14 protein-coding genes and 3 pseudogenes are annotated in these 16365 nt (G+C 45.4%); 8 read left to right on the forward strand and 9 right to left on the reverse strand.

Annotation, left to right across the window (positions count from 1 at the left end; genetic code table 11):
- Positions 1-165: 165 nt before the first annotated feature.
- Positions 166-810 carry an orotate phosphoribosyltransferase gene (pyrE, locus tag QL998_RS18625; RefSeq protein WP_024604899.1) on the reverse strand — a complete coding sequence of 215 codons (645 nt, stop codon included), beginning with the start codon at positions 808-810 and terminating at the stop codon, positions 166-168.
- An 18-nt stretch (positions 811-828) separates the two neighbouring features.
- Positions 829-1542 (reverse strand): ribonuclease PH, encoded by a 714-nt coding sequence (gene rph, locus QL998_RS18630; protein ID WP_002958890.1) that lies wholly within the window; start codon positions 1540-1542, stop codon positions 829-831.
- A gap of 179 nt (positions 1543-1721) precedes the next feature.
- Here rph and QL998_RS18635 point away from each other — a divergent pair, with 179 nt between their 5' ends.
- From QL998_RS18635 to QL998_RS18660, 6 genes and pseudogenes are all read left to right on the forward strand, one after another.
- Positions 1722-2582: a YicC/YloC family endoribonuclease gene (locus QL998_RS18635; protein ID WP_002958889.1), complete on the forward strand. Its 861-nt coding sequence runs from the start codon at positions 1722-1724 to the stop codon at positions 2580-2582.
- A 326-nt stretch (positions 2583-2908) separates the two neighbouring features.
- Positions 2909-4159, forward strand: a pseudogene (locus QL998_RS18640) (integrase arm-type DNA-binding domain-containing protein).
- Between the two features lie 251 nt (positions 4160-4410).
- Positions 4411-4578, forward strand: coding sequence for a hypothetical protein (locus QL998_RS18645; RefSeq protein ID WP_290193257.1), 168 nt, complete (start codon positions 4411-4413; stop codon positions 4576-4578).
- A gap of 117 nt (positions 4579-4695) precedes the next feature.
- Positions 4696-4998 carry a type II toxin-antitoxin system HigB family toxin gene (locus QL998_RS18650; protein WP_290193258.1) on the forward strand — a complete coding sequence of 101 codons (303 nt, stop codon included), beginning with the start codon at positions 4696-4698 and terminating at the stop codon, positions 4996-4998.
- Positions 4999-5029: 31 nt separating this feature from the next.
- Positions 5030-5401 carry a transcriptional regulator gene (locus QL998_RS18655; RefSeq protein ID WP_000354814.1) on the forward strand — a complete coding sequence of 124 codons (372 nt, stop codon included), beginning with the start codon at positions 5030-5032 and terminating at the stop codon, positions 5399-5401.
- A 25-nt stretch (positions 5402-5426) separates the two neighbouring features.
- Entirely contained in the window at positions 5427-7835 is a 2409-nt protein-coding gene (locus tag QL998_RS18660) for a DEAD/DEAH box helicase (protein WP_290193259.1), read from the forward strand.
- A gap of 100 nt (positions 7836-7935) precedes the next feature.
- Here QL998_RS18660 and QL998_RS18665 read toward each other — a convergent pair.
- Positions 7936-9000 (reverse strand): annotated as a pseudogene (locus QL998_RS18665) (DUF927 domain-containing protein); the annotation flags it as partial.
- On the reverse strand, positions 8987-9229 hold the full coding sequence (locus QL998_RS18670; RefSeq protein WP_182197750.1) for an AlpA family transcriptional regulator: 243 nt from the start codon (positions 9227-9229) through the stop codon (positions 8987-8989). The gene QL998_RS18670 and the pseudogene QL998_RS18665, both read right to left, overlap by 14 nt.
- Before the next feature lie 566 nt (positions 9230-9795).
- Between QL998_RS18670 and QL998_RS18675 the strand changes: the two genes are divergently transcribed.
- Positions 9796-10050 (forward strand): helix-turn-helix transcriptional regulator, encoded by a 255-nt coding sequence (locus QL998_RS18675; RefSeq protein ID WP_015068503.1) that lies wholly within the window; start codon positions 9796-9798, stop codon positions 10048-10050.
- Between the two features lie 423 nt (positions 10051-10473).
- Positions 10474-11646, forward strand: a complete 1173-nt coding sequence (locus QL998_RS18680) for a MerR family transcriptional regulator (RefSeq protein WP_290193260.1) — start codon at positions 10474-10476, stop codon at positions 11644-11646.
- 9 nt (positions 11647-11655) lie between these two features.
- Here the strand turns inward: QL998_RS18680 and QL998_RS18685 are convergent, their stop codons facing one another.
- From QL998_RS18685 to tuf, 5 genes and pseudogenes are all read right to left on the reverse strand, one after another.
- Complete coding sequence (locus QL998_RS18685; RefSeq protein ID WP_024606565.1) at positions 11656-12777, reverse strand: hypothetical protein; 1122 nt, start codon at positions 12775-12777, stop codon at positions 11656-11658.
- A 10-nt stretch (positions 12778-12787) separates the two neighbouring features.
- The gene (locus QL998_RS18690) at positions 12788-13792 is read right to left on the reverse strand and encodes an SEC-C domain-containing protein (protein WP_290193261.1); all 1005 of its coding nucleotides are present in this window, start codon (positions 13790-13792) and stop codon (positions 12788-12790) included.
- 12 nt (positions 13793-13804) lie between these two features.
- A complete protein-coding gene (locus tag QL998_RS18695) occupies positions 13805-15160 on the reverse strand; it encodes a type II toxin-antitoxin system HipA family toxin (protein ID WP_024606567.1) in 1356 nt (451 codons plus the stop codon).
- Positions 15150-15440: a helix-turn-helix transcriptional regulator gene (locus QL998_RS18700; RefSeq protein ID WP_012520203.1), complete on the reverse strand. Its 291-nt coding sequence runs from the start codon at positions 15438-15440 to the stop codon at positions 15150-15152. The genes QL998_RS18695 and QL998_RS18700 overlap by 11 nt, the downstream gene beginning before the upstream one ends.
- A gap of 518 nt (positions 15441-15958) precedes the next feature.
- Positions 15959-16365, reverse strand: a pseudogene (tuf, locus tag QL998_RS18705) (elongation factor Tu); the annotation flags it as partial.

Genomic DNA, 16365 nt, shown 5'->3' on the forward strand with positions numbered 1-16365 from the left:
TTCTACAGCGTCGACAACTTGTAATTTAAAGCCTAATGAATAATCTCGTTGTGTTCGTTTGATCGGTGTATTATTTGACTTGGTCATAATAAATCCTAAATGTGTAAACACATTTCAGGACGAGACAAAGGTCAAAATAAAGCCCCGCAGTGCGAGGCTTTTTATTTATGCTACACCGTATTGATCACGATAAGCTTTAACTGAGGCTAAATGTTCATCCATCGTCCCTTGAACTTCAAGGTAGCTAATAAGATCAGCTAATTTTACAATAGAAATTACTTTGGTATTAAAGTCGCGCTCAACTTCTTGAATAGCTGATAACTCGGCTTTACCTTTTTCTTGGCGATCTAATGCTATTAAAACGCCACTAAGGTCTGCACCATTTTGTGCAATAATTTCCATGGACTCACGAATAGCGGTACCTGCGGTAATTACATCATCAACTAGCATTATTTTGCCATTGAGTTCTGAGCCTACTAACGTACCACCTTCACCGTGTGCTTTTTTCTCTTTACGGTTGAAACAGTACGGTACATCTTTATCATAGTGATCTGCTAATGCAACTGCCGTAGTTGTCGCTATTGGAATACCTTTATAAGCAGGACCAAATAATACATCATACTCTATCGATGAATCTTCCAATGCTGCAGCATAGAAGCGACCTAAACGCGCTAAATCACGACCAGTGTTAAATAAGCCAGCATTAAAAAAGTACGGACTTGTTCGCCCTGACTTTAAAGTAAACTCACCAAACTTTAATACCTGCTTCTCTAGAGCAAATTCTATAAACTCTTTTTGATAATCTTTCATATCTAGTGGCCTACCTATTTATGCTAATGCTTGCTTTTGTACGTCAATGATTTCACGTATAGAGTGTTTGGCTAAAGTAAGTAATTCATCCAGCTCATCAAACGAGAAAGGTTCACCTTCGGCTGTACCTTGAATTTCAATAATTTTACCTGTCTCAGTTAAAATTACGTTCATATCAGTCTCAGCAGCTGAATCTTCTATATACTCTAAATCGCTAATTGCTTGACCTTTGTATATGCCTACAGAAATAGCCGCAATCATATGCTTAAGTGGGTTTGAGTTAATCATACCTTTAGCACGCATATGCGTTAGTGCATCAACTAGTGCAACACATGCGCCACTTATAGAAGCAGTACGTGTACCACCATCTGCTTGAATAACATCACAGTCGATAGTAATCGTGTTTTCACCAAGGGCTTTTAAATCAACAGCCGCACGAAGTGCACGTGCAATTAAGCGTTGAATTTCCATAGTACGACCGCCCTGCTTACCACGTGCAGCTTCACGCGCATTACGTGTATGCGTTGCTCGCGGTAACATACCGTATTCAGCATTGATCCAACCCTTACCTTGGCCTTTCATGAAACGAGGAACGCCCGATTCAACAGTCGCTGTACAAAGTACTTTGGTGTTACCAAACTCAACAAGTACTGAGCCTTCAGCATGCAAAGTATAATTACGTGTAAATGTAACAGGTCTAATTTGGTTAGGTGTTCTTTCGCTTGGACGCATTGACGATCCCCTTAATTCAGAATTTGCGACATTATAAGTGTATGTGGGTATAGATACCATGCTGATTTAAATAAATAGCTGTATGCAAAATATTCAGTGTATTAAATTTTCCCTAGAGCTTAAGCAGTGTTACGGTATAATCATCGTAATATTGTATTTATTAATTTAGGAAAATATCCATGATCCACAGTATGACAGCTTATGCGCGTCGCGAAATAAAAGGCGATTGGGGAACTGGCACTTGGGAAGTTCGTTCAGTGAACCAGCGTTACCTTGAAACATTTATTCGCGCACCAGAGCAATTTCGTGGCATGGAGCCAGTTATTCGTGAGCGTTTACGCAAACACTTACAACGCGGTAAAGTTGAGGTCTTTTTAAAGTTTGTAGCAAATCCAGCCCATGTTGGTGAGCTATCAATTAACCAAGCCCTTGCTGAGCAATTGATAAATAGCGCTAAATGGGTTCAACAACAAAGTAATGGCGATATTAATCCTGTTGATATATTGCGTTGGCCTGGTGTTATGGAAGCTGAAGAACTTGATATGGATAGCGTTAATACAGCATTAATAGCTGGTCTTGATCAAGTAATCGAAGATTTTAAATCAGCCCGTGGCGATGAAGGTGCAAACCTTGAAGAAATGATAGCAATCCGCCTTGATGCGATTTTAGAGCAAGTAGAAATTGTAGAAACGCATATGCCCGAGATTGCTAAGTGGCAACGTGAAAAGCTGGCTCAAAAGCTAGAAGACTTAACAGCAAACATTGACGAATCACGCCTTGAACAAGAACTTATTTATCTTGCTCAAAAACAAGATGTAGCCGAAGAATTAGATCGTTTAAAGTCTCACGTTAAAGAAACTAAAAAAATCCTTAAAAAAGGTGGCGCATGTGGCCGTCGCCTAGATTTTATGATGCAAGAATTTAATCGTGAAGCTAACACGCTAGCATCCAAGTCTATCAATAGTGACATCACTACTGCTGCTGTAGAGCTAAAAGTGTTGATTGAACAAATGCGTGAGCAGATCCAAAACATCGAATAGGTTCCTGGGTAGAAAGTTACCCGTCCAAGAATGTCTTAAAAGCCCTGTTATTTGCTTGTAAATACAGGGCTTTTTTATTTTTCCCGTCCAAATTGGTTTGCAGATGTCCGTTACCAACTACCTGTTTAGTGGTGGGCAGAATGGTGGGCAGCCCCCTCATTTTGGCTCAATAAGCATTTTGCGGTGAGCAAATTGGTGGGCAGTAAGTTACACAATTTTCGCATTTAACTCGCCACCACAACAGGTTAGCTGCTGATTCAATAAGCAAATCGGTGGTGGGCAGCCATTATTGCCCCCTCCATTATTGCAACAACTATGGAGTAAACATGGGAAAACTCACAGCAAAACAGGTTATTGCATACAGCAAAGCCGACCCAAAAAAATATTCAGATGGTGAAGGGCTATACTTTTGCGTCCGCAAACAAGGCTCGCCTTACTGGATGATCCGCTACACCACAGCCAAAGGAAGACGAGAAGCAACCTTGGGGCAATTTCCTTTAATGTCGTTGGCAGACGCCAGAATTGCCGCCGCATACTTTCGAAAGGAAGTACGTGACGGCATAGATCCTCTTCTAGAAAAACAGAAAATCGAGTTACCTGACATTGAAACCGTGGATCAACTGTTCCATGACTGGTATCGAACAGACCTGAGTCGACGACTAAAGCACCCCAAGATTCCGTATCGGGTTTACACCAAAGACATAAGCCCTGTCATTGGCATTAAGTGTATTGCTGAGGTGACTGCACGTGACGTGCGCGAAGTATTGGAACGCATTCGAGAAAGTAACCGCCCTACCATCGCCAACGATACCTTGATGTACATGAAGCAGCTGTTTCGACATGCGATAAAGCTCGACTTAACGCTGAACAATCCCGCCGCCGCATTTACCGTGGACGATGCCGGTGGCGTGGAGTCCAGTAAAGACAGGATGCTCAGCAAAGAGGAAATTCACTACGCCTTTAGCGTGTTTCATACCCATATCAATAGCTTTGGCCGCGATAACTACCTAGCTTGCTGCCTGTTTTTGGTATTGGGCGTGCGCAAAAGCGAGCTGTGCGAAGCCATGTGGCGTGAAATGGATTTAACCACGGGCGTATAGGATCTACCCAAGGAACGAAGTAAAACTGGCGTCCCAATCAGCATTCCCTTACCACGCCAAGCCATTGCCTGGTTTAACGAGTTACAAATCCGCGCTTGTGGCTCGCCTTATGTTTTCCCAGCCAGACGAGCAAGCCATCGTCCACATATGGGGCCAGATACGCTAAACCGGGCCATTTCTAAACTCTTTGGTCGAGAACCAGGCCGGAAAAAGCAACCACCCAATAAAATGGGCAAGCTTGAACACTTCACCGTACACGATTTACGCCGCACCTTTCGCAGCCTTGCCGCCTCTTTAGGCATCGCAGGCAACGTGGCCGAACGCTGTCTTAAACATAAGCTAAAAGGCGTTGAGGGCATCTACGACCGCCACGACTACTTTGAAGAGCGCCGTATTGCCCATCAAACCGTGGCTGATGTGATCGAACCACTGGTGAACTTTGAGCACCCTTCACAGCACAACACAGGAGGGCGTTAACATGCAACTGAGGATGCGACTCGCCCCCATTACCTTTCCAATAGCCATGCTGGCAGGCCTTGGTTGATGTATTGGCATTGCCTTACTCGATCAACCTCATGGTATAGGCTACGCACTTACTCGGCATTGCCTGATGGTATTCTTGGTACTCGCTCCTTGGCTGACATTAAAACTCACGTTCTACGTGATTGTCAGCCTAGGACGCAAACTGGGGCTCATCCCGTCTGCACGCCCAACGTACAGCCTAGGTTATGAAGAATCACTCTATTGGTTCAGAGTATTGGCCTTTTTCGATGGCAAACGCAGCCGTATGCCAAAAAAGCCAATCAGGCGAAACTAACAAGACAGCCAACTGCTCACTTGCCGTGGGCAGTTGGGACAATGGGGCAACATTTGATACCACAGGCTTTAGAAGGTGAATAAGAGGGATTTGAACCGCCCCAAGGAATTGGGCAATTGGGGATGCGATAAGAACTCCTAACCGCATCAAAAATGCCAAACTTGCAAAAGTCCCAATATGGGACTAACATCTGTTTATGAGAATTATCGCACTATCAACCTTAAAAACATTTTGGGAAGACAGCCCAGAATATATTGACGCGAAAGAGCCAACGTTAGCGTGGTATAGGCATGCATTAAACTCTGATTGGGGATCACCGTCGGATGTGAAACAGGACTTTAGAAATGCCAGCATCCTCAAAGATGGGCGTGTCGTGTTTAACATTGCCGGTAATAAATACCGATTAGTCGTTTGGATCAATTATGCCTACAAAGTGGTTTACATACGGTTTATCGGCAGCCATGCGCAATACGATAAAATTGATGTACAAACGATTTGAAGCCAAAAGGTAGTAACAAGAGGTAAATATAATGGACATCAGACCTATTAAAACAGATGCCGACTACCGCGCGGCATTAAACGACATCGAAAACCTAATGATGGCGGAGCCTGATACCGTCGAAGGCGAAAAGCTGGACATTTTGGTTACGTTAGTCGAGGCCTACGAAGCAAAGCATTTTCCAATGGATTTGCCAGACCCTGTTGAGGCAATAAAGTTTGAGATGGAGCGCAAAGGCTTAACCGTTAAAGATCTTGAACCCATGATAGGTAAAAGCAATCGTGTTTATGAAATCCTAAACCATAAGCGATCACTTACGCTAAAAATGATTTGGAAACTTCATGAAGGGTTAGGTATTCCAGCAGAGTCGCTGATCAAGCCACCGCAAGTTCGCGCTTTATAGTGCTGCGACTCAAAATTAGTTTGTTATGAATGACGCTCGCTACCCAAACATTTCTGCTATTGATAACAGGCTAGCTGAGCTTGAAAACGAAAAGCAGCAGCTTCTCGTATTAAGAGAGGCTTTGCGTAGCGCTCAAATCGAGCGTTCAGTACAGACATTCACGCCAGAACAAAAGGTCGCCTTATTCAGACAACGATTTCGTGGAAGAGAGGATATCTTTGCAAATCGTTGGCAAAATCAACAGGGCCGCAGTGGCTATTCCGTAGCCTGTGATAATGAGTGGGTAAACGGGGTTTGCAACAAACCCCGCATTAAATGCCAAGACTGTTCACACCGAAAGTTTAGCGAACTAGACGAGCGCATTATTTACAGGCACCTTACCGGTCATCAAGTGGTGGGGCTGTATCCCTTACTGAAAGATAATACGTGCTATTTGTTGGCAGCCGATTTTGACAAAGGCTGTTGGCAAGAAGAAGTCAAAGCAATGTCTAAAGCCTGCCAAGAGTTTGATATTCCGCACGCGATAGAAATCTCGCGCTCTGGCAACGGGGCGCACTTATGGATATTTTTTAAAACCAATATCCCAGCGAACCAAGCTCGGGCACTGGGTTTCGCTTTGCTTGATAAAGCCATGGAAATATTTCCAAATCTATCGTTTGACTCCTATGACAGGCTCTTTCCTAACCAAGATGTCCTTCCTGAAGGCGGGTTTGGCAATCTCATTGCGCTACCACTTCAAAAGGAGGCTCGCCTTTCAGGTCGTAGTTGCTTTGTTGACAGTGATTTGAATGCCATCGATGATCAATGGAGGCACCTTGCTGAGCTTAAAACGCTCACTCAGTCGAGTATTGATCAACTCATAACAACCATTGCACCCGATACCCTATTACTGTCCGAACAAGGGCTAACAGATAACCGCCCACCTTGGGAAATCACAGCCAAAGCCGCACCAATAAAATTAGAGTCTTTGCCGAAAAACGTGACCATTACCTTGGCCAACCATATCTACTTTTTGATGAGCGAGTTACCTGGACCACTACTGGCAGGACTAAAGCGATTAGCGAGTTTTTCTAATCCTGTGTTTTTTAAAACACAAGCGTTGCGCTTTTCAACCCATGGCATTCCGAGGTTTATTTCCTGTGCTCGTATTGAAAACGGTTATCTAGCACTACCGCGAGGCTGTCTCGATGACGCGATTGCTTTGCTACAAGAGCACAGTATTTCGCCACTGTTTGACGATAAGCGTGAAACCGGCAAACCATTATTAAAACTTACCCCCGAGTTCACTTTGCGAAAAAACCAGCGAGACGCAGTGGCCGCAATAACCAAACATGACTTCGGTATTTTGCATGCGCCGACCGCATTTGGAAAAACGGTTACAGCCATTGGTATGATCGTAAAACGCAAAGTAAATACCCTAATACTGGTTCATAGCCGGCAACTGCTCGAACAATGGCAAGAGCGATTACGCACGTTCCTACCCGAAGTAATCATTGGCAGTATAGGCGGGGGTAAAAGAAAGCCGAGTGGCATTATCGACATTGCCACCTACCAAAGCTTGGTTAATAAAAAAGACAACTCCATCACGCCTCTCATTCAAGACTACGGCCACATTATTGTTGATGAATGCCACCATCTGTCTGCGCCAAGGTTTGAAATGGTACTCAACGAGGTAAGAGCAAAATATGTATTGGGCCTAACAGCAACACCAGAGCGACAAGATGGCCATCAAAAGATCATTTTTATGGCGGCAGGGCCAATTCGCTACAAAGTGAAACAAAGCCCTGATGAGCAATTTACTCAAACCGTGATGATTCATCAGCTCTACGATATACCGCCAGCTGCGCTAATAAAAACAGATGAGCGCCCAAAAATAAGCGATGCCTACCGCTGGCTCGTCGATAACCAACAGCGCACGTCAAAAATCGTCTCAGACGCCTCTCAGTGTGTTCAAAATGGCGGACATCCGTTAGTCCTTACAGAGCGTAGAGAGCACACAGAGTACATACACTCACGACTTACCGAGATGGGTATAAGCACTGTCGTACTTAAAGGCGCCATGAAAGCTGCGGAACGCAAGAACGCTGACAATCATCTTCAATCGGCTCAAGTTGTCGTCGCAACAGGAAAATATGTAGGCGAAGGATTTGACCTGCCAAGACTGGATACGTTGTTTTTGGCCATGCCCATCGCATGGAAAGGTACATTGGCCCAATATGCCGGTCGTATTCATCGTGAATCGGAAGGAAAAACACAAGTCACCATTCACGACTATGTGGACTGCGCTCTGCCTATGCTGCAACGCATGTTTAAAAAACGTGAGAAAAGCTACAAAGCAATGGGGTACGCCCTCGAGTACTTTGATGGTAACAGTAACCAGCAACCTGCACTCAAGTTGGAAGACGCCTCTCCATCAAATCCCAAGTCAAATTAGCAAGCCGCTCTTCGTTGAACACTTCCTCATACTTTTATACCCATACGCCAAAACCACTATCCGTTTGGCTTTTGGATCGAAACGCCAAACGGGGAAATTAGCCCATTTGCGCTCCGGCATCGGCACTGAGATCAATCACGCGCACTTGCTGGCCGGCTTTTACACGCTTGCCGATACTGGCCAGATGGCTTTCGAGCGTCACTTCGCCAGTGGATAAAAACACCAAACGCCAACGGGCGGGTAAACGCATTTCACCGTATTTGCCTGCTCGAGTTTTACCTTGGCCATTGGCAAGCATATAAGCGACATCGCCCGCCTCTTTTGGGTCAACTTCGCCCATTTCATCGAGCGCCAGTAAGGCATCGTTATGGGCTAACGCAGTGCCTTCTAAACCGTTGGCCGTGGCACGCCAACTGTGGCGCAGCTGATTAGGCTCGCCCCACACCGATAATGCCGGATACAGCGCTGCAGTTTTACCGGTACTGCTAGCACCGTAGAGGTGTAAACCAAAACCATCCACCCCACACATATGCAACAAAGGCGCAGCCAGTGCAGCGCAAACACTAACGATTAATAGCGGGTTATCCAGACAATAACGGCCAACGTGCTGCCGCCAACTGTCGCTACTGCCTTGTTGAATAAAGCCTTCTATCGGGTGCATGGTTTGCAGCACCATGCGCGGGTTGTTGCTGTGTTCGCTTGGGTAAAAGGTGAGGCGCGGATGCACATAAGCGTGGTGATGCAAGCCAATGCAGTTCACGCTAATGGCCTTTTGCGTGGCCAGTTCACCCATTTGTTGAATAAACAGGGAGAGCAACTGCCGCGCTTTGACACTGTTACTTAGCCGCATGCCTCTGCTGAGTAATATCCGGCGGTACTCGCTGCCGTCTCCGGCCAATAGTTCTGCGGGCATGGCCCAGTAGCGATGGCGATTGTCATCGTCTAACCAGTGCAATAAATAGCCGTAGTTATCCCCTTGCGGATCGCGAGTACGGGCGGCCACTTGCAGCCAAGAGCAGATTTTAACGGGGCTATCTTGCCCAGCCGGTTGCATCACCAGCCAGTTTTGCGCGTTATAGGCAAAACCAGCCGGTAATGTTGGTGCGTTGCTATGCATATCACTGGCAGGTAACGGGGTTGATGCTGATGGTTTATCCACGGCCATAAGCAGCACCGATACGGCGGGTTTCAATCCACTGGTCGATATCGCTTTCTAACCAGCCCACGGCACGCGCACCAATACGAATGGAACGGGGGAATTCTCCGTTGGCCATCAAGGCATAAATGGTGCTACGGCCAAAGCCGGTTTTGGCCTTGACCTCTGGCAAGCGCAAAATCCGCTGCTGACGCGCTGGGTGTGCTGAGTTTGTGGGTGATTGTGTCGTTGGGTTCATCGTTTCTATTTTTTCCAAAATAAGCCTCACTGATCTGTTAAGTTCTCTTAGGAGTTTGCCCCGCTATTATTAAAGAGTTAAACGGACGCAGTAGGCAGATAAATGCCCAGATCGTGCAGCTTTCTGAGGGTATAGGTAGCTAGCTGCCCCAGAATTGACATAATGTCCCAAGTCATAAATACCCTGTGGGCAGGGTTAGCGTATTGCTAAGTGGCGTGAATTAAGGCTTTGCCCAGACTGCCCCAGAAGCCCAAAGAATAGCGTACTGCTTTGAAGCGCCCTACTCATACCCCTGTATCGGTGAGTCGTTTGGATTAAGAGTTTATATGTCGAGTGTATCGACATATAAAAAACTTATGTCGAAAAAACAGTAAAAAATCGACATGACCTGTTCAGATCTTGGCTCACTTTACTTCGAGAGATGGCAATTTATTTCTTTACAACTTGAAGATAAAAGTGAAACTATAATTTCACTAAATTAAGATTTAAGAAAATATAGTTTCATTATGGATACTGTCGAGCCAAAATCAAAACGCACTGCGGTCATATTCCCTAGACAAAGGAAGATGTTAAACATCTTGGGAGAAAACTTAACATTGGCGATGAAGAGACGCGGCATTACTCAAGAAATGATGCATAGTAGGACAGGGATTTCTAAGCCAACACTGCGTAAAATATCAAAAGGTGATCCTTCCGTTTCACTTGGTCACTACGTTAAGGTTTTGGCAGTCCTCGGCTTGTTAGACGACCTAACCAAGGTCGCCCGTGATGACGAGCTAGGAAGAAAGCTGCAAGACATCCAATTACTGAATAAAAAATAAGTGCAGCAGTAGCCTATATCCACATGACTAAAACTTGGCCAGCAAGGTCAGCTTCAGAGAAGAAAGATAGCTATTAAGGTGCTGATTTATACTCAACCAGAACCCGTTTACACTTTTATGCGCAGAAAAATGCAAAATTCCTCACTTTTCTGCGCATAAAAGTGTGCAATGCAAGTTGAGTCCTCTATGCGTTTTACCGAACGGGGGAATGCAGAGGTTGGAGGTCTACACAAAGTGACTTTATGGGTAACAATCTGTAGACCTGAATGCGGTATTCAAGCTTTCAACAAATCAAAACTGAACGATATTTTTTGCTAACAACATTTGACCTGTCTATAACTTCATAGTTTATCGTCATTCGTGTTCTGGTCTGTTTGAGCCAGCCGCGCCATTATTAAAAAGAACGGAAAGGACGTTTTATCTGTGTATCGCATTTCTGAGTTAGCTGAAAAAGTCGGGCTGTCACGGTCAACCTTGCTCTACTACGAGAAGCTAGGTTTGTTGCAGGGTGTTCGCCAAACCAACGGCTATCGACTGTATTCAGATAAAGATGTTCAGCAGTTGCGCTTGTTGCAACAACTGCAAGTGGGCGGTTTAACACTTAAGGAATGTAAATCCTTTTTGGACAGCAAGGTGCAGCGCTCTGTACTTGAAAAGCGCTTGCAGCAGCTGAACGAAGACATCGCTAAAAAGCAACAAGCTCGCGCGTTACTTGCCGTCATGCTTGGTGAAGGTTCGCTGCGTCTTTGGCACCAACAGACCGATAAATTAGCACCAGATGCCCATCTGGAGTGGTTAAAGCAGCAAGGCTTTAATGAACAACAAGCCCTGCATTTGAAATGGTTATCAAAAGATATGAACAAACACGATCAATACATGGCCGATTTTATGACGGTATTCCAACGCTTAGAACGCTGGGGGCCGAGTTCTGATGCCGATACACTAAAAGCATTGTCCACACTGCCAACAATACCTACCAAGATCATTGATATTGGCTGCGGCAAAGGCTTTTCAACCCGGTTATTGGCAAAGCACACCCAAGCCGAGATTGTGGCAGTGGATAACGAGCAAAGTGCGCTGGATGAACTCGGTGAACGCCTCACTGAGCAGAGGTTAGATACCCGCGTTACCTTAAGCTGCGCCAACATGACGGATCTGCCTTTTCCACCTGAAAGCTTTGATTGCATCTGGTCAGAAGGCTCAGCTTACATAATGGGGGTTGAGCAAGCGTTAACCCAGTGGCGTAAACTACTGACTAATCGTGGCTATATGGTCGTCAGTGATTTGATCTGGTTAACCGATAACCCAAGCCAAGAGGCGGTCGCATTCTGGGAAGGTGAATACCCAGATATGCAAACCATCGAAAAACGCTTAGGCCAAATGCGCCAAGCAGGCTTTGAAGTGATTGATCATTTCACCTTAAGGGAACAAGCATGGCACGATTACTATCAGCCACTCAAAGCGCGAGTGGCAGAAGTAAAAGCAAGCATGCCAAATTCAAACGCCATCGCAGATATCGAGCGAGAAATTGCGATTTATGAACGCTACCTAGGCGAGTTTGGGTACCACATGTTTGTGCTACGCAAAGGGGCGTAACGGAACGCCCTATAAAAGTAGACTTTTGAGACGATTTAACAGCGCTTTCCGGCTATTATTCGCCACAACAAAGCGCTTAAAACGTTGTTCAAACACCGCTTCATCCGCTTTGAACTGATAGGCCTCAAACAGCTGATACAAATAGTGTGATGCCGCATCATAACCACTGGCGCAAGTGCGATCCGCTTGCTCTTGTGCTTGCTGCCAGTAGTGCTCACGCCGATTGTAAACATCCGTCAACGCTTTTTCTTTTTCTGCTTTTTCAATAGCCATTTTCTTTGCGAGTGCTGCGGCTTGCTCTTGCTGTAATTGGCTTTGGGCTTGCTCAATGAAAGGGGAAATTACTTCGGGGGTTAACCAATACTGATAGATTTCGTCTATGTTGGCAGGTTCTTTTCGCGTCAGCGCTAAGGCTTGGTGGCGAGTTAGCTGGCCTTGCTCAAACAGCGCGCGTAATAGCGTGTCTTTCTCAACTTCCGTGAGATTGTTTAGCCACGTATCAAACTGAAACTGGGCTTGTTTGGCTTGATGGCTGGGTTGTGCGTTCAGCACCATGGCGAGTGCCTTAACCAATGCTAAGGGAATATCATACAGCGCTGCAAACGCCTGCACTTCTTCATTAAGGTGCTCAAAATCGAATTGAATTAACGGCACTCGCTCAACGTCATCATTAAAATCAAACATTTTTAGCCACATAAAGTAGACAAGGCGCCAATCCCCTTGCATTAATCGGCTGCGTAACCCAGCTAAATGCTGGAAAAATTGGTCGGCATGCTCATCGTCAAAATATTCGTCATACTCCTCAAGGGAAAAAATCAGCAACTGCCACTCATCGTTTTCGTGAATATGAAGCCCATCACTTGAAAAGCAAAGTAAAGCGTCAGGGAGCGTTCCTGCTGGTAGCTTGATGTAGGCATCGATTGAGCCCCAATCGGCATAGTAAAAACCGATATCAAAGTATTTTAACATCAGCTCAAAAGGCTCTGCCTTTAAGTCACTGTAGGTGTAATACACCTGAAAGGACGTAGCGCTGATCTCGGCACGGCTTGAAATGGCCCTGAGTGCTTGACGTGCTTTAGCATCTAAATACCCATCCAGACGCTCAAATTTATAGTATTGATATTCGCTCACGATGACCTTGCTATGTATTTATTGTGAATTGAAAAGTTTGTTTCAATAAAGGCAGTACCTGTACCGTCCTACCAACAGATTCCGTGTTTAAAAAACTTCTTGGATCAAGGGTCACAAATCCCCAAAACTGTAAAAATCGCTCAATAAACCGTGATTCGATGAGTATGCTTAAGTTTCTTTCCGGCGAGAAGTAATCATCTACTGGGAAACCCTGTAGTAAATCTGGGAAAGCCACTTTCACCTCTTCAACCAGCAGATCTACACTACTGTGGCTTTGAATACGCCACAGCATAAACAGCCAAAAGGTTCGCAAGTCGGCATCAAACTCAAAACCGTCCAAATAGCCCCAGTTATATTTGCTGATGGCGGCCTCTAACATAGGTTTAAAAAATGCTTGTATACCTAACACCTGATACTGCTTTTGCGCTGATTTTTTCACATGGTAGCGGCCGCTACGTCGATAAATAATACCGCTAATTTCGGCAAGCACTCGGGTGTAGTGCAAAGCATTAAACTTGTCTTCGTTGCTGCCCGCAAACTCGCTGATACTAATGTTACGTTCGAATTGAGCAACGGGAAATTCGGGCAATAACTCACTGGCCTGTTTGACTAATTTAGTCGGTAAGTTGCCTTTAGTTGTGGCTTTGAAGGAGCCTTCTTGCGCCATGGCATCATCAAGAATGAGCGCTAGATAACGAATCACAGGGCTGGCAGAAAGAGAGTCGGGAGTGCTGATTGTCACCCACTGTAATTGATCAAAAGGCGCATAAAGCCAATTGGCCATTTGCGTTGACGTCACGCCACAAAAATCGGGATGAGGCTGATTATTGCGATCTTGCACTTTGTGTTGCAATGCGGCATTGAGTTCATCAAGGCTCAAATTTGGGTTCATTGCCAGCATGGTTTCAACATCATCGAAAACTTGGGCATGTTGCTTGGAAACGCTGCTCATACAACAACGTTTAAATTTTTTACCACTGCCACAATGGCAAGGATCGTTTCGGCCGAGCTTCATTGTTGTCCCTTCTTATTGTTGTAGAAAAAGCGCTGCATTTTCCTGTTTGCGCTGATCCAATGTCTTAGCAATTGCAGATACGGTTGTTTTACTGATCCCTTGCTGCTGTGCCAGATACGTAAATTGGCTGATGGCTTCTGCGACTTCTTCAATGACTTGCCTTGCATCATGCCAATTCGAAAAGCCAGCACTGGTAGCAAGTTTTTGCATCACCTTAAGCGGTGGCGCTTTGCCATAACCGCCGAATGCAGTGGCGTGTTCGTTGAATGGATGGGGGCTGTAAGTAACATCGTAAAAAGGGGCAGGGTTCCATTGACCGTCATCCGCTTGCAAAAACGCCCAGTTTTTACTGTGGTCGTCTTGATTAGACGACAGCAGATTAAAAATGGCGCGGCGAAATTGCAGTTGTCCAGCCGCTGGCGATTTACACAACTGACGGCTGGCTTTGATTAAATCAATGTAATCTAAACTTGGCGTTCGAAAGTCTGCATCCAGCAGCCCGCAAGCGCTGTGCATATGCAATCGACCTGCACTGCGCTTGCTGCCTAAGTCGGCCTGTTCAGTGACATAATCAAAACGCTTAAGCGCCAACCAGGCAGACGCACCGCTGGTAGGTGGTGCTTCAATGAGTTGCCATTGTGGCGGTTGACACTTAGCAACTTCTGCCATTTGTAAATAAACCGCCTCACACAAACCTTCTTCATGGCCGAGCGCGAGATTTTTAGAGGTAAACTTAACCAGCCAAGCCTCATCTCCAGGCTGAGCGAAGGTTCGACAATGTTGAGTTTCCCCAGCAGGCATATAAATCTGCGCCTTGGGCCTTGCTCCCCCCGAACTACCTCCGGCGACTAATGCGGCCAACACCTGTTGCGTATGCCCATCTAACTCATCGTGATTATCATCCATATAATCTGACATCGAAGCATCGAACAGCGTTTGTGCTTCTAAGCCTAACGTCGCTAAATCAATATCCGCGTGCGTGGTGGCTGAAAACTCAGACACCGGAGAAAAAGACAATGCTCCCATGCCTTTATCACCGACAAAGGCCAGTCTATCCATCGCCGTTAATTGATTAGGCAGGATGCCTTGTTGCCGGAAAATACGATCTTGTAACAGCATGCCCCAGCCATCGGGCAAACAATCTCCAAATACGCCATGTACACCTTGGTGTGGCTGCTTAGGTGCGACTTGAACTTGCGCGTTCGCATGCAAGGTAAAAGGAGATAAGTTGCCAAACTGCTGCAAATAGCTGTCTGCATACTGAAAAAAAACGCCTTGCCGATTCTGCGCCAAGACCCCTACAGCAACCTGCTCACCTGAGCTTAACGTACGAGTTACGGCGAGTTTTTGAATGGGGTTAAAACTCATCTTTTAACACCTCATCAATACTCGTGGGTATAGCAGCGCGTTCTTTGCTAGGTTGCGTGAGCTCGTACAAACGCCCAAGCGAGTCGAGGGTCTGCCATAGCAACAGCAATTGGCGAAATGAAATTTGCCCGGTCAGCTCAAATTTCTTAATGGTGGCCGCAGGTACGCAGCTTCGCTCAGCAAGCGCCGCTCGTGACAGCTTTGCCTGCTTTCGTAACTCACGTAAATAAGCCGCATAGGCGTGGCTTACATCGGTATCATCAAGTAAGGTAAATTTCATCCGCAAAAGCCAAATGGATACAGTCATATCCATTATAGCGAAATAAAACAGAAAGTGGATATTATTGTATCCATTATTAAATAAGGTGTTGAAAAAATTACTCGATAAAGCCCTTCAAAACTGCTATGTTTTAGCTCTAACAGCAGCATAAAAACGACACTGTTTTTCCATTGCTAACCACTAAGATTTAGTAAAAGCCATAGGCAAGTGGTGGGCAAACAGGCATTTTTGAGCGGTTTCTTTTCGATAACTCATTGAGTTTGTTAGGATCTAGTCCGCTGCTCAATGAGCAGATCCAAAATATTGAATAGTTTTCAGCTAAGTATGGCACATTCATAACTTATCAAAACCCGAGCTTAGCTCGGGTTTTTAGTAATACCACTAATGATACTTTGAGTATTGTTACCAAGTATCTTCACCTAAGGTTAAAGCGGCATCTTAAATCGTACTTTATTTTAGACATTAAAAAGCCCGAGACTAAGCTCGGGCTTTTTGGTAATAATTAGCTAGGCTAATAATTACGCTACGATAGTTGCTACAACACCAGCACCTACAGTACGACCACCTTCACGGATAGCAAAACGAAGACCTTCATCCATCGCGATTGGTGCGATTAGAGTTACTGTCATCTTGATGTTATCACCAGGCATTACCATTTCTACGCCTTCTGGTAACTGTACGTCACCAGTTACGTCAGTTGTACGGAAGTAGAACTGTGGACGGTAACCTTTGAAGAATGGAGTATGACGACCACCTTCATCTTTAGAAAGTACGTATACTTCTGAAGTGAATGTAGTATGTGGGTTGATTGAACCAGGCTTAGCTAGTACTTGACCACGTTCAACGTCTTCACGCTTAGTACCACGTAGAAGTGCGCCGATGTTTTCGCCAGCACGACCTTCGTCAAGAAGCTTACGGAACATTT

The organism is Pseudoalteromonas sp. APC 3691 (assembly GCF_030408135.1).
GTDB lineage: Bacteria > Pseudomonadota > Gammaproteobacteria > Enterobacterales > Alteromonadaceae > Pseudoalteromonas.